This window comes from Haloechinothrix alba, from assembly GCF_900188115.1.
GTDB classification, from domain to species: domain Bacteria; phylum Actinomycetota; class Actinomycetes; order Mycobacteriales; family Pseudonocardiaceae; genus Haloechinothrix; species Haloechinothrix alba.
This window is the reverse complement of the sequence record NZ_FZNW01000009.1, coordinates 53,395-77,816: the sequence shown is the minus strand read 5'-3', so window position 1 is coordinate 77,816 and position 24,422 is coordinate 53,395. Positions and strand designations below refer to the sequence as shown.

Sequence of the window (24,422 nt, the reverse complement as noted above, 5' to 3'; positions counted from 1 at the left end):
GGTGATACTTCCCGGGCCTTCCGGCCGTCGCCGTGGACCGCACCGCCCAGAGAACCCTACTCCGGCACCTGCACCGGCACGGTCAACACCGCCCCCGCCGCGACGCCCGACCCGTCCTCGAGCTCGTTCAGCCGGTGAATGCGTTCCACGACCGCGCGCGGGTCGCTGTCCGGAGCGTGCTGGCGGGCGAGATCCCACAGCGACTCGCCGTCGGACACGGTAACCACTCCGGTCCGCTCCGGCACCTCGTGCGACACGGCCCCGGCCAAGCCACCGAGCGCGAGACCGAGCACGATCACGACCGCACACACCGCTACGCCGACGGTCCCCAGGAGAACCCACGACTCCCGTGAACTCTTACCCTCTCGCGGGACCAGACACGCCGTCGGCCGTAGTCCCGGCCGTGCCGGCCCTGCCGGCCCTGCGGGCCGACGCCGCGAGCCCGTCACGGATCGCCGCACATCGATCACCCGGTCACGCCGTGAGCCACCCCGGGGCGACCCGGCCGGAACTGCCGTTCCGGCGTCACACCCGGCGTCACACCCGGCGTCACACCCGGCGTCACACCCGGCGACATCCGCGCTGACGTCCGGGCCGGGCGATCGCCCGACACCCTCACTGCCCGCCAGTACCGGCATCGCGGACCCTCCTCGTCGCCTCGTTCGCGGCATTCGCCATCGGCTCGCCGAGAGCTCGCCCGCGGACCCCGTCTGCAGGGTGCTCCGGCGATACACCTCAGGTCGAACACCCGTTCTATCGAACGTCTGAGCGACTTTGTACCACGCCCTACCGACAAAATCGAGAGCTCCGAACATTCCGAGATCGTCGAACCCGCGTCGAACAGGCGGGCGAGCAGAACCGACGGATGCTACTCACCTGCGACCCGGCACGCGGCGACGGTGAGCGAGCCGCACAGCCCACCGGCGTGTCGCACCCGCAGGGGAACCCGGACGCCAGGCATCCTGATGCGCAGTGCCGCCCGGGAAGGCGGCGCACGACCGGACCGGCCCGCTCGGCGGGCGGTCGGCGGCCGGCGGCGACGGGCCCGGCGCGGCGCACGGATCACACCCGGGTCGGACCCGGTGACCTGCCCGATATCCGTACCATTCGACCGGCGTGTCGCTCGAACAGTTGTTTGAAGTCACCCGCTGTACGCGCTAGATTTGACACAGCGGCCAACCGGTCGTCACAGCCAGCAGTCGTAACACGGACAACGCATTGGTCCGCCATTGACGTACTCGGGCCCGTTCGGACGGCACGAGTGGGCGGCGGCAGGACCCTGATGGAGGCAACGCGGTGGCACGGGACATCACGAACGAACCCGCAGCGAGCCGGCCGGACCCGGACACGAGCCGGTCCGCGGCAAGCGACGGGGCGGATACCGAGGACAATGTGCGCCCGTTCCCGCCTGCGGACAAGCGGGGCGATCTCACCATCCGGCAGGGTCAGATCCTGGAGGTCATCCGCTCCTGGGTGAAGCGGCTCGGCTACCCGCCCAGCGTGCGCGAGATCGGGGACGCCGTCGGGCTGACGTCCACGTCATCGGTCGCTCACCAGCTCCAGGCATTGCAACGCAAGGGCTACCTCCGCAGGGACCCCAACCGCCCGCGCGCCGTCGGTGTGTTTCCGGCCGATGTGGACCCGAGTGAGCTCGATGCGCCCCCGGACGCCGACGAGTCCGGCCTCGCGGGTGAGTCATCTCCCAAACCCGCCTACGTCCCACTCGTCGGCCGGATCGCTGCCGGTGGCCCGGTGCTCGCCGAGGAGTCGGTCGAGGACGTCTTCCCGCTGCCCCGCGAGATCGTCGGCGAAGGCGAGCTGTTCCTGCTCAGCGTCAAGGGTGACTCGATGGTCGACGCTGCCATCACCGACGGCGACTGGGTCGTCGTCCGCAAGCAGCCCAGCGCCGAGAACGGCGACATCGTCGCCGCCATGATCGAAGGGGAGGCGACCGTCAAGACGTTCAAGATGTCCGACGGTCACGTCTGGCTGTTGCCGCACAACGAGGCTTATGACCCCATCCTCGGCGATGAGTCCACTGTGCTCGGCAAGGTCGTGGCGGTACTCCGCCGGCTCTGATCCGCGGCCCGGACGCCGCGCGCGTGGCTCAGCCGCACTGCACACGCCACACTCGTGAGCCCACCGGCAGCGGGCTCACGAGCGAGTCGACCGATGCCGACGGCGTACCAAGGCCACCCCCACGGCCAGGACCATCGCGGCCACCGTGGCTGACACAGCAGATACGACTGCTCCCCAGCTCCGGTTCTGGCTCTCGTCCTCCACCGCCGTGTCGCTCCCGGATCCCGGCTCGGCAGGATCCTCCCGTCCGCTCGGCGGTGGACTCGAGCGCTCGGACGCCCGTTGCTGCGGCGCCAGCGCGGCTGCACCCTCCACGGCACGGACCGGCTGACCCACTCCCTCACTCGTGGACAGCATCGTGCCGTCCGGCTCGACGGCCACGGCCTCACCCTGCGGTTCGTCGGGCAGCGGGACCCGCACCGGTTCCCGCTGCAGCGCGGCGACCACGTCGCGGTCCGGCGCGGCGTACAGGTACGCGTCGGTATACGTACGCAGTACCACCACCGTGCCGTCCGCGCCCGTCGCGCCTCCGGTCACGGTCAGGGTTCCGAGCGTGCCGACAGGGCCGCCCTGGGTGTCCGTCGATCCGATCGCCACCGTGGCGACCTTCTCCAGGGGTGTCGGACCCGGACTGCTCAGCACGTCGCCAGGCCGGTACACCCCGGCGTTGCCGGTGACCGACTTGGTGACGATATGCGGCACGCCCTCGTGGTCGAGCACGAGCGCCTCGGCATCATGCGGCCCGTCCGGGTAGGTGAGCCGGTACAGGGTGGCGTCTCCGTCCGGGCGGAGCTCGTGCAGGGCCACCGTGTCTCGCTGCCGCCGGTTGTCCCCGGTATCGGACAGCCACAACGTCCCGTCCGGGGCGCGAGCGAGGTCTTCCACGTCGAAGGGATCGGTCCCGGCGGTGATGACATCGCGGACCCGGCAGTCCCGCCCCAGCACGTAGACCTCGAGCCGCGTCCCGCCGTCGTTGACCGCGTACCAGTGCCGGCCGTCCGCGGCCAGCCCCGATAGGGAGTGCAGGCGTTCGTCGTCGACGACGCACAACGGCTCGGCGCGGGGTTCGGCGGCTGCCGGGCCATGCGGTGCCAGGGTCAGCGCGAGACATGCCACGAGACAGGGTGCCGTTCGTGCACTCGTCGACCGCGACGGCCCGGTCATCCTCGAACCGCCCCGTGGTCCTCGCAGCGGCTGGACCAGCGGCTGGACCAGCGACTAGACCACTGCCCCATTGGTGCAGAACTCGCGAAGCGCGTTCGCCAACCCGGGATGCACTCGTGCGCTGAGCCGTGTTCCGGCCGCCACGTGCTCCTCGACGAGCACCTCCCCTTCGGTGTGCGCCCGAGCCACCAGCTCACCACGTGTGTACGGCACGAGTGCCTCGATCAGGACCTCCGGATGCGGGAGCTTCTCGGCGACGGCGGAGATCACGGCGTCGACACCCTCACCGGTCTGGGCCGAGACCACCACGGCATCGGGCAGCAGGTGCCCCAGCCGGGCCAGCGCCACCTCCCCCGCGACGTCCGCCTTGTTGATCACGAGTAGCTCGGGAGGCAGCGGCTCGTCCCGTTCCTCGGCGATGCCACGCAGCACGTCCCGGACAGCCTGCACCTGCTCTTCCGGGGCCGCGTCCGCCCCGTCGACGACGTGCAGCAACAGGTCGGCGTCGGCAGCCTCCTCCAGGGTCGAGCGGAAGGCGTCGACCAGCTGATGCGGGAGGTGGCGCACGAATCCCACCGTGTCGGTCAGCGTGTACTCCCTGCGGTCCGGAGTCACGGCACGCCGCGTGGTCGGGTCCAGTGTGGCGAACAGCTCGTCCTGCACGAGCACTCCGGCTCCGGTGATCGCGTTGAGCACGCTGGACTTGCCGGCATTGGTGTAACCGACGATCGCGACGCTGGGCACGGCGTTGGCGACACGCCTGCCACGCTTGGTCTGCCGGATCGTGTTCATCCCGGCGATCTCGCGGCGCAGCTTCGCCACGCGCTTGCTGATCCGCCTGCGATCGGTCTCCAGCTTCGTCTCACCGGGACCACGCAGTCCCACGCCACCGGAGCCGCCGCCGGCACGCCCGCCTGTCTGCCGGGACAGCGCCTCACCCCAGCCCCGCAGCCGGGGGATCAGGTACTGCAGCTGGGCGAGCTCGACCTGCGCCTTGCCCTCCTTCGACCGGGCATGCTGGGCGAAGATGTCCAGGATCAGTGCCGTCCGGTCGATCACCTTGACCTTGAGCTTCTCCTCCAGCTGTCGCAGCTGCCCGGGTGCCAGCTCACCATCGGCGATGACGGTATCGGCGCCCGTGGCGCGTACGGTCTCGGCGAGCTCGCGCACCTTGCCCGAACCGACGTAGGTGGCAGAGTCGGGGCGGTCACGCCGCTGGATGAACCCTTCGAGCACCGTGGAACCGGCCGTCTGGGCCAGCCGGGCCAGCTCGTTCAGGGACTCCTCGGCCTGCGCGGACGTTCCTTCCGTCCAGACCCCGACGAGTACGACGTTCTCCAGCCGCAACCGCCGGTACTCGACCTCGGTGATGTCCGACAGCTCGGTCGACAACCCGACGACTCGGCGCAGAGCCGCTCGGTCCTCCAGCTCCCACTCACCTGCGGACAGGTTTCCTCCTCGTTGCTGCGTACTCGGTTCATCGGATGCGCCACCGGCGCGGTTGTTGCCTGTCGTACGGTCTGTCGCTTCTGCCATGCTGACACCATCGTCCCACGGATCGGCTACGCTCCGCGAGTGAATACCCTCCGCCGCAGGACAGGCCCACGGCTCGAACGCAGGGCAGGGCGATGGTGCCGGTCCTCGACGGGCCCGAGCACCTATTCGGGTGTGCTCGCGCTCGCGATCGACTCGTTCGGCACAGTCACGACCTCGCTGTAGACGTCTTCGAACTGGTCGAGAGTCGTGGCGAGCGCGTGCTCACCGGCCAGCAGGCGGCTAGCGGCGCCGAGCCGCGCACTACCACCGGGCGCGCGCAGCACCCGCCGTAGCCGGTCGGCGAGTCCATGCACGTCACCGGGCCGGTACAGCCAGCCGTTGACCCCCTCTCGCACGAGGTGCGGGAGGGCCACCGCATCGGCCGCGACCACCGGCTTGCCCGCGGACATCGCTTCGAGCGTGGCGATGCTCTGCAGTTCGGCCACGCCGGGCATGCAGAAGACCTCGGCCCTGGCATACGCGGCGAGCAGGTCCTGCTCCGGTATGAATCCGTGGAACCGCACCGAACCGGCGATGCCGAGTTGCTCGGCAAGCTCGGTCAGTTGCGCGCGACAGGCGCCGTCACCGACGATTTCCACCCGGATATCCGGATCGGCGAGGAGCCCGACCGCGCGCAGCAATTCGCAGACTCGCTTCTCCTTGTCCAGCCTGCCGACGAACAGGATCGTCCCGGCAATGGTGTTGCCGTTGTTCTGGTAGCGCTCGGCATCGATGCCACAGGAGACCGCGCGAGCCTCGTGCACGAAACCGTGGGACCGCAGCAACGCCACGGCGCGTGGTGTCGGAGCCGTAACCGCGTCCACTCTGCCGTAGACCCTGCCGAGATCGCGCCAGGCCCACCGGGCCGCGCGCGCACCGAGCGCGTGCGGAAGAGGCAGGTAGCCGAGCAGGTTCTCCGGCATGAAGTGGTTCGTCGCCACCGCGGGAATCCCGCGCGCCGTAGCGCCGTTGACCAGTGCCCTGCCGATAACGAAGTGTGATTGCGCATGTACCACGTCGGGGTTTACCTCCGACATGATCCGGTCGAGATCGCGGCCCGCACGCCAGGGTGGACAGACCCGGAAACTGGGATGAAACGGCGTTCGGCGCGACCCGAGCCGATGCACGATGACGCCGTGGAAGAGCTCCGTCCGGGACCTGGTATCGGTGCTCGGGCAGATCACGTGCACATCGTGCCCGCGCCCGGCGAGCCCCGTGGCCAGCCGTTCGGCGAACCGCGCCGCGCCGTTGACATCAGGCTGGAAGGTATCCGCGCCGATCAGGATCCGCCGTTGTCGGCGGATCGCGACCTGCTGGGGCAAGGTGACGTTCATCGGGATCTCCTGTCTATTGTGGCCGGAGCCAGGCCCCGGTCCGGTGATCGTCTTCGAGTAAGGTGTCTGTCGAACGGTGCGCGGCGAGCACGGCGACTCCGGTGACGGCCACTGCGGCGCAGACCGCCTGCGCAGCAGCCGGAATCGCACCGGCAGGTACCGCCTCACCGAGCACAGTCATGCCGACCCCGACCGCCACGACCGGATCGCCGACGGTCAGGCAGGCGAGCACCAAGTCCGGCGAACCGCCCGCGTAGGCGTGCTGGATCAGCCAACCCCCCAGCGCGGCGGCGAGCACGACCCCCGCGGCTGACCCGAGTAGGTCCCAGGACCAGCCGCCGGTACGCAGCTGCACCGTCGCGATCCTGGTCAGCACCGAGACCAGCGCGTAGCAGGCCGCGGCCGCGGTCGCGAACGCGAGACAGCGGCCGATACGCCGGCCCGACCTACCGAGCGGAACCAGGGCGGTCACCAGTACAGCGATCACCACGCATGCCCGTAGCACGGTGCCGCCGTCCACGTCCGGCATCGTGCCCGCAGCCGGCATCGCAAGCAGCACAAACCCGGTGACCCCTGCGACGGTCAGCGCCAGCGCGCTCAGCTCACCGCCACGTATCGTGCGGCGCTGCCGGCACGCCGCGAGCAGCACCGACGCGACGAGCGCCAGCACCCCGATCGGCTGCGCAACCGCGAGCGGCGCGAAGGCGAGCGCGAGTGTGTGCAGCCCGGCCCCCGCGGCCAGTGCCAGCAAACCGGACAGCCAAGTTGGGTCGCGTGCCAGCAGGCCCGCCCGGCGCAACTGCAGCCCGCCTGCGCCGACGGTGCGAACCGCATTGTGCTGCATCTCGGCGGCGGTAGCGAAGCACAAAGCGCCCAGCACGGCGAGCGCGATTCCGACCGCGATCATCACGGCTCACTCGCCTCGCGCGCGCTCGGCGCATCGTGCCGGAAGGTAGATCAGCTGCCCGAGCACGAGCAGCACGAGTACCAGCAGCAACCGCTGGGTCGGGCCGCGCAAGTCCTGCATGAACTCGGGCAACGTACCGAAATGGCTGATCAGGAACACCACGAGAGCACCCGCAGTCACGCCCGCGCCACGAAGCAGCCAGAGCCGGTAGCGCGCCAGCTCTGGCCGGGCGAGGCGGCGGGCCACCAGATATGCAGCGACTGGCGGGCCGGTGAACCCCACACCGGCCGCGTAGCGGTGGATCTCCGCGGACAGTGACAGCGGACCCGCACTGTTGGTGGGAAACAGCGCGACGAGGACGAATCCGGTTGGGACAAGCCACAGCCCGAGCCGAAGCAGGCCGGTCCCCCGCGCTGGCCTGCTACTCGGCTCGGGCTGTGACCAGGCCGCGGATCGTGACCCGTTCCCGGACAGCAGCCCCGTGTCGGAGAGCCCGATGAGCGCGCCCAGCGCGCCGATGGCCATGCATACCGCACTGGCGCCGAACATCCAGCCGACACCATCGACGAAGATGTACTCCGACATCGTGGAGCGGAGGCCGCCGCCCGCCGCGACATGCAGGTAAACCATGAACGCCACGGACAGGGCCAGCCCGCCGAATCCGATGACGATGCCCGCCGCGATGCGGGTGTTGTCCGAGCCCACCGCTTCGCGTGCCACGCGGTGCGGTGTCCTCCCCATATCGGTCACGCCATCGACGATCTCGCGACAGAATGGAAGAGACCATCAGGTATGCACCCCATTCCGATGGGGGATATCCCTACGCAGGGAACCGGGTCATCCCTGATCGATCACACCGCTTCCGCCCGCGCGACGAGGGTCGCCACGGGTGCGTCCGTGTGTCTACCTGCGAAGGCAGGTATCGCCGTGCACGAACAGCGAGTGTGCCGCCGACTCGCCGGGGCGCGACAGACGTGTTTCCGCCGGCGTGCCCGCGACCAAGGGCGTGTCTCTTGATCCCCTACGTCGCGAGCGGGGATCAGCGGAGTGCCTCACCAGGCCGAGGAGTCGCCGGTAGTGGTCTTCACCCGGTAGGGACGAGCACGGACGAGAACGCCGCGAGGCGCTTCGCTGGCCCCGCGCAGCAGGTACGCGGGATTGAGAAGAGACACGACCTACGCCGGTGCCTGCCACCAGTGGGTGTCCAGTTCGCCGCGGGCCAGCAGCACCGCGGGCCCGGTCAGGCTCGACGAGTTCGGCCCGACCGTGACCGTGACGGCACCGCCGGGTACCCGTACCGTGCGGGTGCCCTCCTGCTGCCCGGCCCCGTACACGGCCATCGCGGCCGCGGCGACGGTGCCGGTCCCGCAGGCGCGGGTCTCCCCGACCCCGCGTTCGTAGACGCGCATGCTCAGCTCGTCCGGCCCGAGCTCGGTGACGAACTCGATGTTGACTCCTCCCGGGAACCGCCGCGCGTCGTAGGCCGGTTCGGAGCGCAGGTCCAGCGCCGTCAGGTCGGTGTCCACCCGGCACACCAGGTGGGGGTTGCCGACATCGACGGCGATGCCGGTCAGCGCCAGCCCGTCGACCGATGCCATCGACTCCCCCGTCACCCTCGCGTGGCCCATCTGCACGGTGACGGTGCCGTCGGCGTTGACCCGCACCGGGCGGTCCCCTGCGCGGCTCCCGATGACGAAGTCGGCCCCGCCGTCGGTCCCGCGCGCCACCAAGCCGTCCTCGACCAGGTAACGGGCGAACACCCGCACACCGTTGCCACACATCTCCGCGATCGAGCCGTCGGCGTTGCGGTAGTCCATGAACCACTGCGCCTCCGAGCGCGCCGACTCCGGCACCTCGTCGGCAAGCGCTTCCCCGCGCACGACGCGCAGTACCCCGTCGGCGCCGAGCCCGCGTTGCCGGTCGCACAGCGCCCGCACCCGCTCGGTGGTCAGCTCCAGCTCGCCGTCGGGGTCGGGTAACAGCACGAAGTCGTTCTGCGTGCCGTGCCCCTTGAGGAATGCGATACCCACGGCTATGAGGTTACGTGTTCGAGCGCTCGCCCGGTCAGGTCGGTCCCACGGCCGTCCAGCCAGGTGATCCGGTTGTCCCTGCGGAACCACGAGCGCTGCTTGCGCACGAACCTGCGGGTCGCTCGCGCGGTGGCGTCCGCGGCCGCTCGCATGTCCCCCGCACCGTCGAGCTCGGCGAGTACCTGCCGGTAGCCGAGCGCCCTTGACGCCGTCCTTCCCTCTCGCAGACCGCGGTCGAGCAGTTGCCGGACCTCATCGACCAGCCCCGCGCTGAACATGCCTTCCACCCTGCTGTCGACACGCCTGTCCAGCTCGTCCACGTCGCGGTCCACCCCGATAAGGATCGTGCCGTGCCTCGGCTCCGCCGGCTCGGGCAGGTTCGCCGAAAACGGGCGGCCGGTGATCTCGATGACCTCCAGCGCGCGGATGATCCGGCGCGCGTTCGACGGCAGGATCGACCCCGCCGCGGCCGGGTCGCTCTCGGCGAGGCGGCGGTGCATGGCCTGCGCACCGACCTCCTCGGCCTCCCGCTCCAGCCGCATCCGCACATCGGGGTCGGTTCCCGGGAACCGGAGATCGTCGAGTACCGCCTGGATGTAGAGCCCGGAGCCGCCGCACAGCACCGGTACGGTCCCCGCGGCGAGCAGCTCGTCCATCCTGGCCCGGGCGTCGCGCTGGTACGCGGCCACCGAGGCCGTCTCGGTGACCTCGAGAACGTCCAGCAGGTGATGGTCGACGCCACGCCGCTCGCTCACCGGCATCTTGGCCGTGCCGATGTCCATTCCGCGGTACAGCTGCATCGCGTCCGCGTTGATCACCGCACCGCCGAGGGCGACGGCGAGCTCGACCGCGAGCTCGGACTTGCCGGTCGCGGTCGGGCCGACGACGGCGACGGGACGCATGCCGGTCACACTCGCTCCCAGATCGCCACATGGTAGCCGACGCCGAACGGGGCGCCCGAGTACAGCATCTCGCCCCGCCACTTGCGGTCGTCCTCGGCATCACCGACGGCCCGCGACCGCGCCATCCCGACGGCGACCTGCCAGGTTGCGCGCCCGCTCGCGCCCAGCTCCGCGGCCTCGGCAGCGTCCAGTGACCCCAACGCCTCGAGGTCCACCTCGCCGAGCGCGGCAGCCACCGTCTCGTCGAAGCCCGCGGCACGGTCGTCGGGTCCGCCAGGGGCACGCTGCCCGTGCCGCGTCGAGCCGTCGCCGAGCACGAGCAGGCCGGCGCGCTCGTCGCGGCGCCCCAACCGCCGTCCCAGACGCGCGCACTCCTCCGGTGCGCAGCCGGCGTCGACGACCTCGACCGCCGCTCGGGCGACGCCGGCCCTTGCGCGCAGCCAGCCTGTCATCAGGACCGGCAACGGGAGATCAGCCGTGACCTCACCGGGCGCGGTGTCGTCCGGGTCGGCCAACGACACCCGCACGTCGGCGCCGAACCCGACGAACGAACCATGTCGCCACGGCTCGTAGTGCCCGCAGGACTCCCCGTCACCGGGGCCGACCGCCAACCACCTGTCGGCCTCGCCACGCAGCCACCGGACGGCTTCCTCGGCGGCCTCGCGCACCGCACCGGTCTCCCGAAGTACGCCGGGCACCAGCTCGGGAACGAGCAACGGGGGCTGCGGTACCAGGGCGACACGATCGATCACGACCACCGAGAGTACCCACCCACCCTCCGGTGGGAAGCGTCCCCGCCCGGGGTGGCGCTGCGTACGGGCGTCGGCGCGTCTCGAGTACCACATATGGCGCAGAACTGTTTGAATGCAGGTAGGACCCGATGAGGCAGTCGACACAGCACACGGCCCCGCCCAGGCGGGGCGCCCGTGGCACACGGGCGAGCAGCCACGAAGGAGCCGGCCATGGCTGAGGAGATGGCGCACGACAAGCCCACCGAGCAGCAGGACGCCCACGCGCCCGCGCCGAACGAGGTACTGCACGGGCGGATGAGCCTCGCACACGCTGCTCCACCCGTGCCGAATGCCGAAGCGGACCCGTCCCGGTGGGGTCGTATCGACGACGAGGGAACCGTGTTCGTGTTCGTCGCCGGTGGCGAGCGCCCGGTAGGCGTCTGGCAGGCGGGCTCGTCCGAGGAAGGGTTGGAGCATTACGCCCGCCGGTTCGACGACCTGCGTACCGAGGCCGAGCTGCTGGAGACGCGCCTCAACTCCGGGGCCGGTGACCCGAAGCAGGCGCTGAGCTCGGCGACCCAGCTGCGTAACGGGCTCGACGAGGCCGCCGTCGTCGGTGACATCGAAGCACTCCGGGCACGCCTGTCACACATCATCGCGCACGCGGAGCAGGCGATCGAGCAGGCCAAGCGCCAGCGGGAGGCGACCCGCGCCGCTGCCGTCGAACGCAAGACCGCGCTTGTCGAGGAAGCCGAGGAGATCGCGGAGCATTCCACACAGTGGAAGGCCGCAGGCGACCGGTTGCGCTCGATCGTCGAGGAATGGAAGACGATCAAAGGCGTGGACCGCAAGACCGATGACGCGCTGTGGAAACGGTTCGGCAAGGCACGGGACGCGTTCAGCAGGCGTCGCGGCGCGCACTTCGCCGAGCTGGACAAGCAGCGTGCCGCGGCCAAGGAACGGAAGCAGGAGCTGGTCGACGAGGCGGAGTCGCTGACGCAGTCGCAGGACTGGGGCCCGACCGCGGCCCGCTACAAGCAGCTCATGGCCGAGTGGAAAGCAGCAGGCAAGGCGCCGAAGGACTCCGACGAGGCACTCTGGCAGCGCTTCAAGGCGGCGCAGGACACGTTCTTCGCGCGCCGTTCGGCGGCTTTCTCCGAGCGCGACGCCGAGTACGCGGAGAACGCTCGCCGCAAGGAGGAGCTGCTCGCCGAGGCCGAGCAGCTCGATCCGTCGCGGAACCTGGACTCGGCGAAGGCCCAGCTGCGCAAGCTGCAGGAGCGCTGGGACGAGATCGGCAAGGTGCCCCGGGAACGGATGCGGGAGCTGGACGGCAGGCTCAAGGCGGTGCAGGACAAGGTCCGGCAGGCCGAGGACAGCAAGTGGCGCGCGAGCGACCCGGAAGCCCAGGCACGCGCCGCGCAGTTCCGGGAGCGCGTGCAGCAGTTCGAGGACCAGGCTGCCAAGGCCCGCGCGGACGGCGACGAGCGCCGGGCGCGCGATGCCCAGCAACAGGCCGACCAGTGGCGCGAGTGGATGAACGCCGCGGAGCGCGCCGTCGCCGACCGCTGATACGCCTCAGCTCGTCCCCGGCGAGCGTTCGCGGCCTCACTGGCGTGAGCCGGCCACCCGCATCCAGTTGATCGCCAGGATGACGGCGGTGATCAGCGCCAGCACCATGCCAACGCCCGGGCCGCCGCCCGCGACGCCGGGTGCTGCCGTGGACTGCTGACTCCAGACGGCGAGCAGGCCGTCCACGAACATGACCCAGCCGCCGATGGCACACACCCACGCCATCCACCAGCGGCGCGCGAGCAGCGTCAGTGCCGAAATCACGATGCCGAAAGCGACCGTCGTCGTCGCGAACAGCCCGGGCACGATGCCCGACTCACCCGTGAGCGCCCGCCAGCCGGGGTCGCCGTCGACCCAGGGCAGCAGCACGGCGACGATCAGGATGAACACCAGTACCGCGATACCGAAGCCCCGCCTGCCGAGCTCGACCGTTCGCGCGGCCCTGCGCTCGACCTGCTCGATCTCCTCGCGCAGCTCCGCGACCTCCTCGGGGTCGCCGTCGCGGGAATCGTTCAGCATGTCGAGCACCCGCCCGCTGCTACCGCGCTCTGCTCGGTCTGCGGGGCACCGATCGTCGGGAAGCCGAGGCTGACGCCGCCGCTGGCGATCCCCGCGGTCCGGGGGCGCTGGCCGGCCTCGGAGTTGTCACCGGCGCGGGTGCGCCGGTGCGCCAGTACCGTCCCGTCCGCGACGAGATGATGGGGCGCGGCGTAGCTGATCTCGGTCTCGACGAAGTCGCCCGGGCGCACCTCGCCGTCGATCGCCTCCCCGGCCGGGGTGAAGTGGACCAGCCTGCCGTCCCGTGCGCGCCCGCTCATCCGGCGGGTCTCGGTGTCCTTGCGCCCCTCACCGCGCGCGACGAGCAGCTCGACCCGCTGCCCGACCAGCTTGGTGTTCTCCTCCCAGGCGACCTCGTCCTGCAACGCGACGAGCCGCTCGTACCGCTCCTGCACCACGTCCTTGGGGACCTGCCCGTCCATCTCGGCGGCGGGTGTGCCCTCTCGCTTGGAGTACTGGAACGTGAAGGCGCTGGAGAACCGCGCCTGCCGCACCACATCCAGCGTCTCCTGGAAGTCCTCCTCGGTCTCGCCGGGGAAGCCCACGATGATGTCGGTGGTGATGGCGGCGTTCGGGATCGCCGCGCGCACCTTGTCGAGGATCGACAGGAACCGCTTCGCCCGGTACGAGCGACGCATCGCCTTCAGCACCCGGTCCGAGCCCGCTTGCAGGGGCATGTGCAGCTGGGGGCAGACGTTCGGGGTCTCGGCCATCGCGTCGATGACGTCGTCCGTGAACGCCGCAGGGTGGGGCGAGGTGAACCGCACGCGCTCGAGCCCCTCGATCTCGCCGCACGCCCTGAGCAGCTTGCCGAACGCGTACTTGTCGCCGAACTCGACGCCGTAGGAGTTGACGTTCTGACCGAGCAGGGTGACCTCGACGACGCCCTCGGCGACGAGCGCTTCGACCTCGGCGAGTATCTCGCCGGGCCTGCGATCCCGTTCCTTGCCACGCAGCGAGGGCACGATGCAGAAGGTGCAGGTGTTGTTGCACCCGACCGAGATCGACACCCACCCGGAGTAGGCGGAGTCACGGCGGGCCGGCAGGGTCGACGGGAACGTCTCCAACGACTCCAGGATCTCCACCTCGGCCTCGCGGTTGTGCCGGGCGCGTTCGAGCAGGGTGGGAAGCGAGCCGATGTTGTGCGTGCCGAAGACGACGTCGACCCACGGAGCGCGCCGGACGATCTCGCCCCGATCCTTCTGGGCAAGGCAGCCGCCCACGGCGATCTGCATGTCCGGGTTCGCCTTCTTGTCGCTGCGCAGGCGCCCCAGGTTGCCGTACAGCTTGTTGTCCGCGTTCTCCCGCACGGCGCAGGTGTTGAACACGACCACGTCGGCCTGCGTGCCTTCTGCCGGTACGTAACCGGCGTCCTCGAGCTGTCCTGCCAGCCGCTCGGTGTCGTGCACGTTCATCTGGCAGCCGAACGTGCGGATCTGGTATGTCCGTGGCACATCTACCAGGGTAGACCCGCCGGAAGCACCTCCGTTTCCCGGTCGCACGGTCCGTGGCCGCACGCTCCGCCACCCTGGAGCTCGACGAGCGGGTACGCGCACGACGCGCTGCCGGGCACCACGTCGTGCACCTCGGGTTCGGCGAGGCGGGACTGCCTGTCCTCCCGGAGGTCCGCGAGGTACTCGCCGGGGCGACCGGGCTCAACTCCTACGGTTCTGTGGTCGGCTCTGCCGAGGCCCGCGGGTCGGCGGCGGGCTACTTCGTGCGTCGCGGCCTGCCTACCGAGCCCGAGCAGGTCATCTACGCGGCCCAGGCCGGCCTGACCGGTCGCGGGGTCATCGACGCACCGATTTCCGAGGCCGCTGGTGGCGTGCCGGACCCGAACGGCCTCGACCGGGTACTGGAGCGAGCTCGCGCGGACGGTCGCAAGCCCGCGGCGGTGATCCTCACGCTGCCGTGGGTCGCCGACGCAATCGGCCGGCTGCGCCGGGCCCTCGCCGAGTTCGGCAAGCGGTAACCGGCCCGCATGCGCGAACCCCGCGCGCGTTAGCAGTAGTCCCGGCCGCCGATCAGTGGATTGACCCACGAGAGTGGTCTTTGCGAAATGGGTGTGCCCCGGGACGATGAACGAGTCACGAATCCGCATCAATACGAGCTCGCGCCCCGGGTGGCTGGATAGACGATCTCGTGTCTAGAGTTACCGTCGCTATTGGCCACTGGGGCGCCTCTTCCAGTGGTACCGCTTTCCCAGACTACCGACTCTCGAGAACACCGGTCGTCCAGCGCGAAGGAGTGTCGAGTCCGTTGGCTCATCCATGGGCGCAATCCACGCGCTTCACCGGCGGCGTGGAGGCCCGATGAACGAAGCAACGTCGTCCACCGCTCCGATGATCCGGACGCAGGACGTCAACAAGCACTTCGGCGAGTTGCATGTCTTGAAGGACATCACCATCGAGGTGCCACGTGGTCAGGTTGTCGTGGTCGCCGGCCCGTCCGGCTCGGGCAAGTCCACGCTCTGCCGGACGATCAACCGTCTCGAGCCGATCGACTCGGGAACGATCGAGGTCGACGGCGAGCCACTGCCGAAAGAAGGCAAGGCTCTTGCGAAGCTCCGCGCGGACGTGGGCATGGTGTTCCAGCAGTTCAACCTGTTCGCCCACAAGTCGATCGTGGACAACGTGACGCTCGGGCCCATCAAGGTACGCGGGAAGAGCAAGTCCGCCGCCCGGGAGGAGGCGATGGAGCTGCTGACCCGGGTCGGTATCGCCGACCAGGCGGAGAAGTTCCCGGCACAGCTTTCCGGCGGGCAGCAGCAGCGTGCGGCGATCGCCCGCGCACTAGCCATGAATCCCAAGGTCATGATGTTCGACGAGCCGACATCGGCGCTCGACCCCGAGATGGTGCAGGAGGTTCTGGACGTCATGGCCTCGCTCGCGAGCGAGGGCATGACCATGTTCGTCATCACCCACGAGATGGGCTTCGCGCGCCGCGCCGCGCATCGGGTGATCTTCATGGACTACGGGTCGGTCATCGAGGACACCAGCCCGGAGGAGTTCTTCACCAACCCACGCACAGAGAGGGCCCAAGATTTCCTCAGCAAGATCCTGACCCATTGAGGAAGCGCCATCATCACCAGTACCCCCGGTGAGTAGAAAGGAATCAGTTATGCGGATGCGATACACGGCATTCACGGCCCTCATGGCCTCTGCCGCTCTCGTCCTGGCGGCGTGTGGTGGGGACGACGACGCCGGCGAGCAGGACGCCGACGTCGAGGCCAGTGAGTTCGAAGAAGGCACGACGATGGCGCAGCTCGCCGAGGCCGGCGAGATCACCATCGGCACGAAGTTCGACCAGCCGCTGTTCGGCCTGCAGGCCCCCAGCGGCGAGCCGGTCGGTTTCGACGTCGAGATCGCGAAGATCATCGCCTCCGAGCTCGGCATCGGCAGCGACGGGATCGAGTGGCGCGAGACGACATCGGCCAACCGCGAGGAGTTCCTCAAGGGTGGGCAGGTGGACATGGTCGTGGCCACCTACACCATCAACGACGAGCGCAAGCAGGAAGTCGACTTCGCGGGCCCGTACTACAACGCGGGGCAGTCCATCCTCGTCCTCGAGGAGAACGACGAGATCAGCGGACCGGAGGACCTCGCGGGCAAGGATGTCTGCACGGTCGAGGGCTCGACGCCCGCGCAGAACATGCGGGACAACTACCCCGAGGCGAACCTCGATCTGACCGACACCTACTCGAACTGTCTCGAACCGCTGCGCCAGGGCCAGGTCGACGCGCTGACCACGGACAACGTCATCCTCTCCGGGTTCATCGACCAGAACCCCGACGAGTTCAAGCTGGTCGGCGAGCCGTTCACCGAGGAGCCCTACGGGGTGGGCGTGCCGAAGGGCGACGACGAGTTCCGCTCCTTCATCAACGACGTCCTCGAGGAGTCCTTCGACGACGGCCGTTGGCTGGAAGCCTGGGAAAACACCGCGGGTGAGGTGCTCGAGACCCCGGAGACCCCGGAAGTCGACCGCTACTGAGGATGCCCTGCATCGGGGAGGTGGGCGTTGTGCCCACCTCCCCGACTGCATGACCTGGAGGTGACGCGGCATGGAAGCGGTCGTGGACAACCTGCCGCTGTACTGGCAGGGATTCCGGACGACGCTGATCCTCGCCCTTGTCTCGGGCGCGATCGCGCTCGTATGGGGAACCATCCTCGGGGCGTTCCGGGTGTCGCCGGTACCGCCGCTGCGCGCGTTCGGTGGCGCCTACGTCGAGATCGTACGGAACACGCCCCTGACGCTGGTGTTCTTCTTCTTCGTGTTCGTCTGGCCCCAGATCGGACCGTCCGTGCCGTTCTTCATCTCGGCGATCGCGGCACTGTCGATCTACACCGCCTCGTTCGTCTGTGAGGCGGTGCGTTCCGGCATCAACAGCGTCGGAGTCGGTCAGGCAGAGGCCGCTCGCGCGGTCGGTCTGACGTTCACGCAGACCCTGAGCATCATCATCGTCCCGCAAGCCCTGCGGACGGTGGTCCCACCGTTGATCAACGTGTTCATCGCGCTTGCGAAGAACACCTCGGTCGCCGGCGGGTTCTTCGTCGCCGAGCTGTTCGGTGTGGCGCGCAGGCTGGCCAACGCGCATCCACCGGACGTGATCGCCGTGCTAATCGGAGTGGGCGTCGCCTATCTCGTGATCACGGTTCCGGCCGGAGTGCTGGCCGGCTACGTGGAGCGGAAGGTGGTGTTCGCCCGGTGAGCTCCGTTCTCTACGACACGCCAGGCCCCCGCGCGCGGCGGCGCTCGCTGATCGGGTCCGTCGCCACCGGTATCGCCATCGCCGCGCTGCTCGTTTTCATCGTTTTCCGCGTCGCCGAGACCGGCAGGATCGACGCCGAGCTCTGGCAGGTCTACACCGACCCGCCGAGGGGCAGCTCGGCAGTCGACGTCTGGACCTCGCTGCTCATCAACGGGCTCGGCGCCACGCTGCGCGCCGCCGCCGTCGGTGGGGTGCTCGCGCTGGCAGTGGGACTCGTACTCGTCGTACTGCGCATGGCGAAACCGTGGTGGGTTCGCTACCCGGCGACAGCGATCATCGAGGTCTTCCGGGGACTACCGGTCATCCTGCTCATGTTCTTCGGGGTGCTCGGGCTCGGGATGCCCATCTTCCAGGGCGTCGTCTTCGGACTCGTCATCTACAACGCGGCAGTCATCGGGGAGATCCTGCGTGCCGGGATCGTGTCTCTCCCCAGTGGACAGGCGGAGGCCGGTTCGGCGATCGGGCTGACACAACCGCAGATCCTCTTCTCCATCTTGCTGCCTCAGGCGATCCGACGGATGCTGCCGAGCCTGATCAGCCAGTTTGTCGTGCTGCTGAAGGACACCTCGCTCGGGTTCATCATCGGCTACACCGAACTGCTGCGGATCCTGCGCATCAACACGGAGTTCTTCGGGGAGAGCTACCTGTTCGTGCTCTTCTTCGTCGGCGCGGCGATCTACATCGCGGTCAACTTCCTGCTCTCGCGCCTGGCGATCTGGCTGGAACGGCGCGGTTCCATGAAGGCGGCAGGTGGTGCGGTGCACGCCGACACCGAGCACGCCGAGACCCACCCGGAAGCGGGACAGAAACCGTAGGCGCCTTCCCCGCCCTGCCGCGGGCAGTCGGTTCGCGGCAGGGCGGGGCCGGTACTCATGCCGTCCCGTCCGCGCCGGTGTCGCCGCCTGCATCCCGCGTGCCGCCGGGATGCCGCAGCCGGATGCTCACGAGGTGGGTGCGTTCCGCACCCACCACCCGGTACACGCTGACCAGCCAGGTACCCGCACGTGCGCGGACCCTGCCGAGGTAGTCGTCCGCACAGCATCGTGTGTACGTGACGAGCCAGTCCTGCCTGCGCTCCGGTCTGTGCTCGAAACAGAACCCCTGGTCGTTCACCCTCTCCGTGTAGACGTGTTCCCGCTGCCCTGCTGTGCGTTCGTAGCGATACTCGAGTTCGTGCCGGTGATTCCATCCCCACATGCCACGGAGCGTGCGGGTGCAGAACCGCGGCCGGGTTCCGCGCGCGCGTGACGGCGGGAACTGAAAATCTCGACTGACGGACCTTCGGCTTACACTTCGTGCGCACACGGTCGCGAGGAGTGATACTGGTGGGTAATGCGAAGCAGCCGAACTTCCGCATGCGGCAGTTGGCGCGCACGCTGCGCGCGCTACGCGAGGAGGTCGGCTACACGCAGGAAGAGTCGGCCCGAAAGCTGAGGTTCTCCGACTCGAAGATCTGCCGGATCGAGCAAGGGCAGCTGCCCGGATATCACGAGTTCCTGGCCATGCTCGACATTTACGGAATCGTCGTCAACGACTACGACGAGTACATCCGAATGTACGAGCGCGCGGAGGAGAAAGGGTGGTGGCACGCCTACGGGCTCAACGACCGGGGATTCGTCAGTGCCGAGGCCGAGGCGTCCACGGTGCGCACCTTCCAGCTGGCGCACATTCCCGGCTTGTTGCAGACCGAGGCATACATGCGCGAACTGTTCACCGCTACCTACCTTCCTCGCCGGCTTCACGAGCTGGAGAACCAGGTAGCCGTGCGCATGCGCCGCCAGCGCAGGCTGACCGAGGAACCGCTACTACACCTGCACGCCGTTGTCGATGAGAGCGCGCTACACCGGCCGATCGGCACCATGGACCAGCATCACGCACAGCTACGGCAGGTCGCGGATCGCGCCAGGCTCGGCAACGTGACAATCCAGGTGATACCGACGGAACTCGGCGCCCACTCCGGGCAGCAGGGTAGCTTCACGGTACTGAGCTTTCCCGATCCGGCCGAAGCCGCTCTGGTCTACGTCGAGCAGGCCTTCACATCGTTCTGTGTGGAGAAGGAACCTGAGGTCAGCGCTGCTACGATGGTGTTCGACCACCTCGCCGAGCTTGCCCTGGACGAGGACGACTCCCAGGCGCTGGTCGAGCGAGTTGCTACGAGTAGACGATGTGCACAGCCGAGAGAGGCGAGAGCCGATGCCTTCGGTGGACTCCACCACCTGGCGGAAGAGCAGCTACAGCGGCGGCGACGGTAACAACGGCGACTGTGTCGAGGTCGCCGTCGCCGGGTCGGCCGTCGCCATCCGCGACTCCAAGGACCGCGACTCCGGCAGGCTGCGGCTGTCGGCCACCTCCTGGCACGCGTTCCTCACCGGGCTCGGCTCCCCGGCGGTCACGACCCGCGCTTGAACAGCTTGTTGCCGAGCCACACCACCGGGTCGTAGCGGCGCCCGGCCACCCGCTCCTTCATCGGGATCAGCGCGTTGTCGGTGATCTTGATGCCCTCCGGGCACACCTCGGTGCAGCACTTCGTGATGTTGCACATGCCGAGGCCGTGCTCGTCCTGAACGGCGTCCCGCCGGTCGGCCTCGTCCAGCGGGTGCATCTCCAGCTCGGCCGCGCGCATCAGGAAGCGGGGACCGGCGAACGCGGACTTGTTCTCCTCGTGGTCACGAACCACGTGGCAGGTGTCCTGGCACAGGAAGCACTCGATGCACTTGCGGAACTCCTGGGAGCGTTCGACGTCCTCCTGCTGCATGCGGTACTCGCCGGGTCCGAGCCCCTCCGGCGGGGTGAAGGACGTGACCTCCCTGGCCTTGGTGTAGTTGTACGACACGTCCGGGACCAGGTCCTTGATCACGGAGAACGCCCGCATCGGCGTCACGGTGATGGTCTCGCCCTCACTGAAGATGGACATCCGCGTCATGCACAGCAGGCGCGGACGCCCGTTGACCTCCGCGGAGCACGAACCACACTTGCCTGCCTTGCAGTTCCACCGCACGGCCAGGTCCGGAGCCTGGGTCGCCTGCAACCGGTGGATGATGTCGAGGACGACCTCGCCCTCGTTCACCTCCACCTCGAAGTCCTCGAGGGAACCACCTTCCTCGTCGCCGCGCCAAATCCGGAAGTGGCCCTTGTAGGTCATGGTGCTCCTTCCTCGCGCTGCGCGCCGGAGCGCGCGGGGTGCTCGACCAGCTCGGGCTCGGTGTAGTACTTCTCCAGCTCGGTCAGCTCGAACAACTCGAGCAGGTCGGCACGCATCGGCACCTGCTCGCCCGGTGTCACCGTCACCGACTCCCCGTCGAGCGTGCACTCCAGCAGGGTGTGGCGCCATTCCGCGTCCATCTTCGGGAAGTCGTCCCTGGTGTGCCCGCCCCGGCTCTCCGTGCGCCGTAATGCCGCACGCGCCACGCACTCGCTGACGAGCAGCATGTTGCTCAGGTCGAGTGCGAGGTGCCAACCGGGGTTGTACTGCCGGTTTCCCTCGATACCCACGTGCCGGGCCCGCTCCGCCAGGTCCCGCAGCTTGGTCAGCGCCTCGCTCATCTCACCCTCGGTGCGGATGATGCCGACCAGGTCATTCATCAGCCGCTGCAGGTCGCTCTGCAGCGTGTAGGGGTTCTCGTAGGTCTCCCCGGCCCCGAACGGCTCGACAGCGGCCCGCGCCGCCTCATCCACCTGGGTCTGGTTCGCGGTGGGGCGCTCGGTCAGCGACGAGAGGTACTCGGCGGCGCCCGCCCCTGCGCGGCGGCCGAACACCAGCAGGTCGGACAGCGAGTTGCCACCGAGCCGGTTGGAACCGTGCATCCCGCCGGCGCACTCCCCCGCGGCGAACAGGCCGGGAACGCCGTCGGCGGCCCCGGTGTCCGGGTCCACCGCGACCCCGCCCATCACGTAGTGGCAGGTCGGGCCCACCTCCATGGCCTCGGAGGTGATGTCCACATCGGCCAGCTCCTTGAACTGGTGGTGCATCGACGGCAGGCGCCGCTCGATCTCCTCATCGGACAGTCGGGATGCGATGTCGAGGTAGACGCCACCGTGCGGCGAACCGCGCCCCTCCTTGACCTCGGTGTTGATCGCCCGCGCGACCTCATCACGGGGCAGCAGGTCGGGGGTGCGCCGGTTGTTGTTCGGGTCGGAGTACCACCGGTCGGCTTCCTCCGGGTTGTCGGCGTAGTAGCCCTTGAACACGTCGGGGATGTAGTTGAACATGAAGCGCTCGCCGTTGGCGTTCTTGAGCACTCCCCCGTCACCCCGCACACCTTCGGTGACCAGGATGCCCTTCACGCTGGGCGGCCACACCATGCCGGTGGGGTGGAACTGCACGAACTCCATGTTGATCAGCTTGGCGCCCGCGCGCATCGCCAGTGCGTGCCCGTCCCCTGTGTACTCCCAGGAGTTCGAGGTCACCGAGAACGACTTGCCGATCCCGCCGGTGGCGAGCACCACGGCGGGCGCGTCGAACTGGACGAACCTGCCGGACTCGCGCCAGTAGGCGAACGCACCGGAGATCGCGCCGGAGTCATCGTTGAGCAGCTGGGTCACCGTGCACTCGCTGAAGACCTTCAACCTGGCGTCGTAGTCACCGAGATCCCGGTAGTCCTCCTGCTGCAGGGACACGACCTTCTGCTGCATGGTGCGGATCAGCTCGAGCCCGGTCCGGTCACCGACGTGGGCCAGCCGGGGGTACTCGTGACCACCGAAGTTGCGCTGGCTGATCCGCCCGTCGCCGGTGCGGTCGAAGAGCGCACCGTAGGTCTCCAGCTCCCAGACGCGGTCGGGAGCTTCCTTGGCGTGCAGCTCGGCCATCCGCCAGTTGTTCAGGAACTTGCCGCCGCGCATCGTGTCGCGGAAGTGCACCTGCCAGTTGTCCCCGGAGTTGACGTTGCCCATCGCCGCGGCGCAGCCGCCCTCGGCCATGACGGTATGCGCCTTACCGAACAGGGACTTGCAGATCACCGCCGTGCGCAGCCCCTGCTCCCTGGCCTCGATGGCCGCACGCAGCCCGGCGCCTCCGGCACCGATCACCAGCACGTCATAACTGTGCCGCTCTACCTCGGTCACTCATTCACCTCAAGTCTCGCGGGTAACGCACTCACCCGATGAATCGCAGGTCCGTGATGGTCCCGCTCGCCACAAGCATGACGTACAGGTCGACCAGCATCAGCGTGCCGAGCGAGATCCACGCGAACTCCATGTGACGGGTGTTCAGCGCGGAGATTCTGGTCCACATCCGGTACCGCACGGGGTGCTTGGAGAAGTTCTTCAGCCGGCCGCCCATCACGTGCCGGCACGAGTGGCATGACAGCGTGTACAGCCACAACATGACCACGTTGACCACCAGGATCACGTTGCCGAGCCCGAGCCCGAACCCGCCGTCGGCGGTCTGGAAGGCCAGCAGCATGTCGTAGGTATTGATGATCGTGATGGCGAAGGCCAGGTAGAAGAAGTACCGGTGGATGTTCTGCAAGATCAGCGGGAACCGCGTCTCGCCGGTGTACCGCGCGTGCGGCTCGGGCACGGCGCAGGCGGGCGGAGCCAGCCAGAAGGACCGGTAGTAGGCCTTGCGGTAGTAGTAGCAGGTCAGCCGGAACAGCAGCAGGAACGGCAGACTGAGCGCCGCGTACGGGATCAGCGCATGATCAGGGATGAACCTGCCGAAGTGCGCCGCCCCGTCGACACACCCCGTCGAGATGCAGGGCGAGTAGAACGGCGTGAGGTAGTGGTACTCCTCCACCCAGTAGTTCTGCTGCAGGAAGACCCGGACCGTCGCGTAGATCACGAAGATCGACAGTCCGGCGATGGTGAGGACCTGCGGTACCCACCATCGGTCGTTCCGCAGCGTGGAGACCGGTAAACGTGCTCGCGGGGGTGCGTGAACTCCTGTGTCTGTACTCACAAGCGCTTTCCGTGGTAGCCGCCGACACCTTCGTCGTCCGCATCCTCCCACAAGGACGGGTCGTACGGTGTGTCGGGCACCACTACCACTTCAGAGCGGTCAGCGGGCGTCCTCGGCGGCGCCACCCGATCGCTTCCGGAGCCCTCGAACTCCTCGACGTCGATGTTGAGCCGTTCCACGTCGTTGACCAGCCGCCGTACCGCCGGTGCGTCCCCGTACCGGCTACGGAGCGCACCAACGCACTGGCGCAGCTCACTGAGGGTTCGCCGGAACTCCGCGATCTCGCCTCGTGTCATCTCGACACCTCCCTGCCCGCTCGTGACACCTACGGCGCTCCCTGCGCCGACGGTGCTTCAAGGTCAACTTTGCCTTGATCGCATCTCTGTGACAAGAGCCACATCGTGCGGGCTCAATGAGACCACAGTCACATTCCGCGTTCGCCGAGCACCCCGAGTTCCTCGCTTGCCACGGTGTACGAGAGCCCTTCCGGGTAGCCCTTGCGAGCGAGCATGGTGACGACACGCCGCAGTGCGGTAGTGGAGTCGACTCGTTGCAACGACGGCAGCTTCTTGCGCACGAGCGCCCGCGCGCGTTCCTCCTCGTCGCCCTCTTCGACCCCGCTGACGGCCTCGTCGGCGATCTCCTTGGGCACGCCCTTGCGCAGCAGTTCGGCGCGGAGCGCGCGACGTCCCAGACCCTGGTGGGTCTGCCGGGAACGCACCCAGGTCGCGGCGAAGTCGGCATCGTCGATCAGGCGGGCGGCTTCGAGCTTGTCGAGCACCTGCTCGATCACGTCACCGTCGAACCCCTTACGTGCCACCGCGTCGCGCAGCTCCGCCCTGGTACGGGGTCGTGCGGCGAGCCGCCGGAGGCAGATGTCCTTGACTTGCCGGAAACTGTCCCCGGCAGCCGCCGCACCGTCATCAGGACCGGACATGACCCGTG

26 protein-coding genes are annotated in these 24,422 nt (G+C 68.7%); 9 read left to right on the top strand and 17 right to left on the bottom strand.

From position 1 onward, the window contains the following. Nucleotides 1–56: 56 nt before the first annotated feature. Nucleotides 57–299 (bottom strand): LysM peptidoglycan-binding domain-containing protein, encoded by a 243-nt coding sequence (locus CHB84_RS10300; protein ID WP_245818663.1) that lies wholly within the window; start codon nt 297–299, stop codon nt 57–59. Nucleotides 300–1,392: 1,093 nt separating this feature from the next. On the opposite strand from CHB84_RS10300, the gene lexA reads away from it, so the two are divergent. Further along, nucleotides 1,393–2,079, top strand: a complete 687-nt coding sequence (gene lexA, locus CHB84_RS10295) for a transcriptional repressor LexA (RefSeq protein ID WP_089301428.1) — start codon at nt 1,393–1,395, stop codon at nt 2,077–2,079. Nucleotides 2,080–2,154: 75 nt separating this feature from the next. Here the strand turns inward: lexA and CHB84_RS10290 are convergent, their stop codons facing one another. From CHB84_RS10290 to CHB84_RS10255, 8 genes are all read right to left on the bottom strand, one after another. After that, nucleotides 2,155–3,243 (bottom strand): SdiA-regulated/phytase-like domain-containing protein, encoded by a 1,089-nt coding sequence (locus CHB84_RS10290; RefSeq protein ID WP_176439898.1) that lies wholly within the window; start codon nt 3,241–3,243, stop codon nt 2,155–2,157. Nucleotides 3,244–3,297: 54 nt separating this feature from the next. Further along, a complete protein-coding gene (hflX, locus tag CHB84_RS10285; RefSeq protein ID WP_089301326.1) occupies nt 3,298–4,779 on the bottom strand; it encodes a GTPase HflX in 1,482 nt (493 codons plus the stop codon). A gap of 122 nt (nt 4,780–4,901) precedes the next feature. Beyond that, nucleotides 4,902–6,113 (bottom strand): glycosyltransferase, encoded by a 1,212-nt coding sequence (locus CHB84_RS10280; RefSeq protein WP_089301325.1) that lies wholly within the window; start codon nt 6,111–6,113, stop codon nt 4,902–4,904. A gap of 13 nt (nt 6,114–6,126) precedes the next feature. Further along, nucleotides 6,127–7,020 (bottom strand): DMT family transporter, encoded by an 894-nt coding sequence (locus CHB84_RS10275; RefSeq protein ID WP_089301324.1) that lies wholly within the window; start codon nt 7,018–7,020, stop codon nt 6,127–6,129. Nucleotides 7,021–7,026: 6 nt separating this feature from the next. Further along, nucleotides 7,027–7,740 carry a DUF998 domain-containing protein gene (locus CHB84_RS10270; RefSeq protein WP_089301323.1) on the bottom strand — a complete coding sequence of 238 codons (714 nt, stop codon included), beginning with the start codon at nt 7,738–7,740 and terminating at the stop codon, nt 7,027–7,029. A 455-nt stretch (nt 7,741–8,195) separates the two neighbouring features. Continuing rightward, a complete protein-coding gene (gene dapF, locus CHB84_RS10265; protein ID WP_089301322.1) occupies nt 8,196–9,050 on the bottom strand; it encodes a diaminopimelate epimerase in 855 nt (284 codons plus the stop codon). A 2-nt stretch (nt 9,051–9,052) separates the two neighbouring features. Then, nucleotides 9,053–9,952: a tRNA (adenosine(37)-N6)-dimethylallyltransferase MiaA gene (gene miaA / locus CHB84_RS10260; RefSeq protein ID WP_089301427.1), complete on the bottom strand. Its 900-nt coding sequence runs from the start codon at nt 9,950–9,952 to the stop codon at nt 9,053–9,055. A gap of 5 nt (nt 9,953–9,957) precedes the next feature. Then, on the bottom strand, nt 9,958–10,704 hold the full coding sequence (locus tag CHB84_RS10255) for a class III extradiol ring-cleavage dioxygenase family protein (RefSeq protein ID WP_089301426.1): 747 nt from the start codon (nt 10,702–10,704) through the stop codon (nt 9,958–9,960). Between the two features lie 210 nt (nt 10,705–10,914). On the opposite strand from CHB84_RS10255, the gene CHB84_RS10250 reads away from it, so the two are divergent. Continuing rightward, nucleotides 10,915–12,255 (top strand): DUF349 domain-containing protein, encoded by a 1,341-nt coding sequence (locus CHB84_RS10250; RefSeq protein ID WP_425432294.1) that lies wholly within the window; start codon nt 10,915–10,917, stop codon nt 12,253–12,255. 36 nt (nt 12,256–12,291) lie between these two features. On the opposite strand, the gene CHB84_RS10245 is transcribed toward CHB84_RS10250, so the two are convergent. Beyond that, nucleotides 12,292–12,774 carry an Rv2732c family membrane protein gene (locus tag CHB84_RS10245; RefSeq protein WP_089301424.1) on the bottom strand — a complete coding sequence of 161 codons (483 nt, stop codon included), beginning with the start codon at nt 12,772–12,774 and terminating at the stop codon, nt 12,292–12,294. Further along, entirely contained in the window at nt 12,768–14,267 is a 1,500-nt protein-coding gene (gene miaB / locus CHB84_RS10240) for a tRNA (N6-isopentenyl adenosine(37)-C2)-methylthiotransferase MiaB (RefSeq protein ID WP_089301321.1), read from the bottom strand. Before miaB ends, CHB84_RS10245 begins: the two co-directional genes overlap by 7 nt. Before the next feature lie 53 nt (nt 14,268–14,320). Between miaB and CHB84_RS10235 the strand changes: the two genes are divergently transcribed. The 5 genes from CHB84_RS10235 (at nt 14,321) to CHB84_RS10215 (ending at nt 18,396) form a co-directional block, all read left to right on the top strand. Next, a complete protein-coding gene (locus CHB84_RS10235) occupies nt 14,321–14,785 on the top strand; it encodes a PLP-dependent aminotransferase family protein (protein WP_089301320.1) in 465 nt (154 codons plus the stop codon). Nucleotides 14,786–15,125: 340 nt separating this feature from the next. Continuing rightward, the gene (locus CHB84_RS10230; RefSeq protein ID WP_089301319.1) at nt 15,126–15,884 is read left to right on the top strand and encodes an amino acid ABC transporter ATP-binding protein; all 759 of its coding nucleotides are present in this window, start codon (nt 15,126–15,128) and stop codon (nt 15,882–15,884) included. 49 nt (nt 15,885–15,933) lie between these two features. Next, nucleotides 15,934–16,803, top strand: coding sequence for a glutamate ABC transporter substrate-binding protein (locus tag CHB84_RS10225; RefSeq protein WP_089301318.1), 870 nt, complete (start codon nt 15,934–15,936; stop codon nt 16,801–16,803). Between the two features lie 70 nt (nt 16,804–16,873). Further along, nucleotides 16,874–17,521, top strand: coding sequence for an amino acid ABC transporter permease (locus CHB84_RS10220; RefSeq protein WP_089301317.1), 648 nt, complete (start codon nt 16,874–16,876; stop codon nt 17,519–17,521). Continuing rightward, the gene (locus CHB84_RS10215) at nt 17,518–18,396 is read left to right on the top strand and encodes an amino acid ABC transporter permease (protein ID WP_089301316.1); all 879 of its coding nucleotides are present in this window, start codon (nt 17,518–17,520) and stop codon (nt 18,394–18,396) included. Before CHB84_RS10220 ends, CHB84_RS10215 begins: the two co-directional genes overlap by 4 nt. A 55-nt stretch (nt 18,397–18,451) precedes the next feature. Here the strand turns inward: CHB84_RS10215 and CHB84_RS10210 are convergent, their stop codons facing one another. Continuing rightward, complete coding sequence (locus tag CHB84_RS10210) at nt 18,452–18,778, bottom strand: hypothetical protein (RefSeq protein WP_089301315.1); 327 nt, start codon at nt 18,776–18,778, stop codon at nt 18,452–18,454. A gap of 128 nt (nt 18,779–18,906) precedes the next feature. Between CHB84_RS10210 and CHB84_RS10205 the strand changes: the two genes are divergently transcribed. Together CHB84_RS10205 and CHB84_RS10200 are read left to right on the top strand one after the other, a co-directional pair. Continuing rightward, the gene (locus CHB84_RS10205; RefSeq protein WP_245818662.1) at nt 18,907–19,833 is read left to right on the top strand and encodes a helix-turn-helix domain-containing protein; all 927 of its coding nucleotides are present in this window, start codon (nt 18,907–18,909) and stop codon (nt 19,831–19,833) included. Next, nucleotides 19,775–19,987, top strand: coding sequence for a DUF397 domain-containing protein (locus CHB84_RS10200; protein WP_089301314.1), 213 nt, complete (start codon nt 19,775–19,777; stop codon nt 19,985–19,987). The genes CHB84_RS10205 and CHB84_RS10200 overlap by 59 nt, the downstream gene beginning before the upstream one ends. On the opposite strand, the gene CHB84_RS10195 is transcribed toward CHB84_RS10200, so the two are convergent. The 5 genes from CHB84_RS10195 to CHB84_RS10175 form a co-directional block, all read right to left on the bottom strand. Then, nucleotides 19,971–20,723 (bottom strand): succinate dehydrogenase/fumarate reductase iron-sulfur subunit, encoded by a 753-nt coding sequence (locus CHB84_RS10195; protein WP_089301313.1) that lies wholly within the window; start codon nt 20,721–20,723, stop codon nt 19,971–19,973. The two genes, CHB84_RS10200 and CHB84_RS10195, sit on opposite strands and share 17 nt — an antisense overlap. After that, nucleotides 20,720–22,642, bottom strand: coding sequence for a fumarate reductase/succinate dehydrogenase flavoprotein subunit (locus CHB84_RS10190; RefSeq protein WP_089301312.1), 1,923 nt, complete (start codon nt 22,640–22,642; stop codon nt 20,720–20,722). The genes CHB84_RS10195 and CHB84_RS10190 overlap by 4 nt, the downstream gene beginning before the upstream one ends. A gap of 31 nt (nt 22,643–22,673) precedes the next feature. Next, the gene (locus tag CHB84_RS10185; protein ID WP_089301311.1) at nt 22,674–23,477 is read right to left on the bottom strand and encodes a hypothetical protein; all 804 of its coding nucleotides are present in this window, start codon (nt 23,475–23,477) and stop codon (nt 22,674–22,676) included. Then, nucleotides 23,474–23,773 (bottom strand): hypothetical protein, encoded by a 300-nt coding sequence (locus CHB84_RS10180; RefSeq protein ID WP_089301310.1) that lies wholly within the window; start codon nt 23,771–23,773, stop codon nt 23,474–23,476. Before CHB84_RS10180 ends, CHB84_RS10185 begins: the two co-directional genes overlap by 4 nt. A 128-nt stretch (nt 23,774–23,901) precedes the next feature. Then, nucleotides 23,902–24,414, bottom strand: coding sequence for a regulatory protein RecX (locus tag CHB84_RS10175; protein ID WP_089301309.1), 513 nt, complete (start codon nt 24,412–24,414; stop codon nt 23,902–23,904). Between the last annotated feature and the right edge of the window lie 8 nt (nt 24,415–24,422).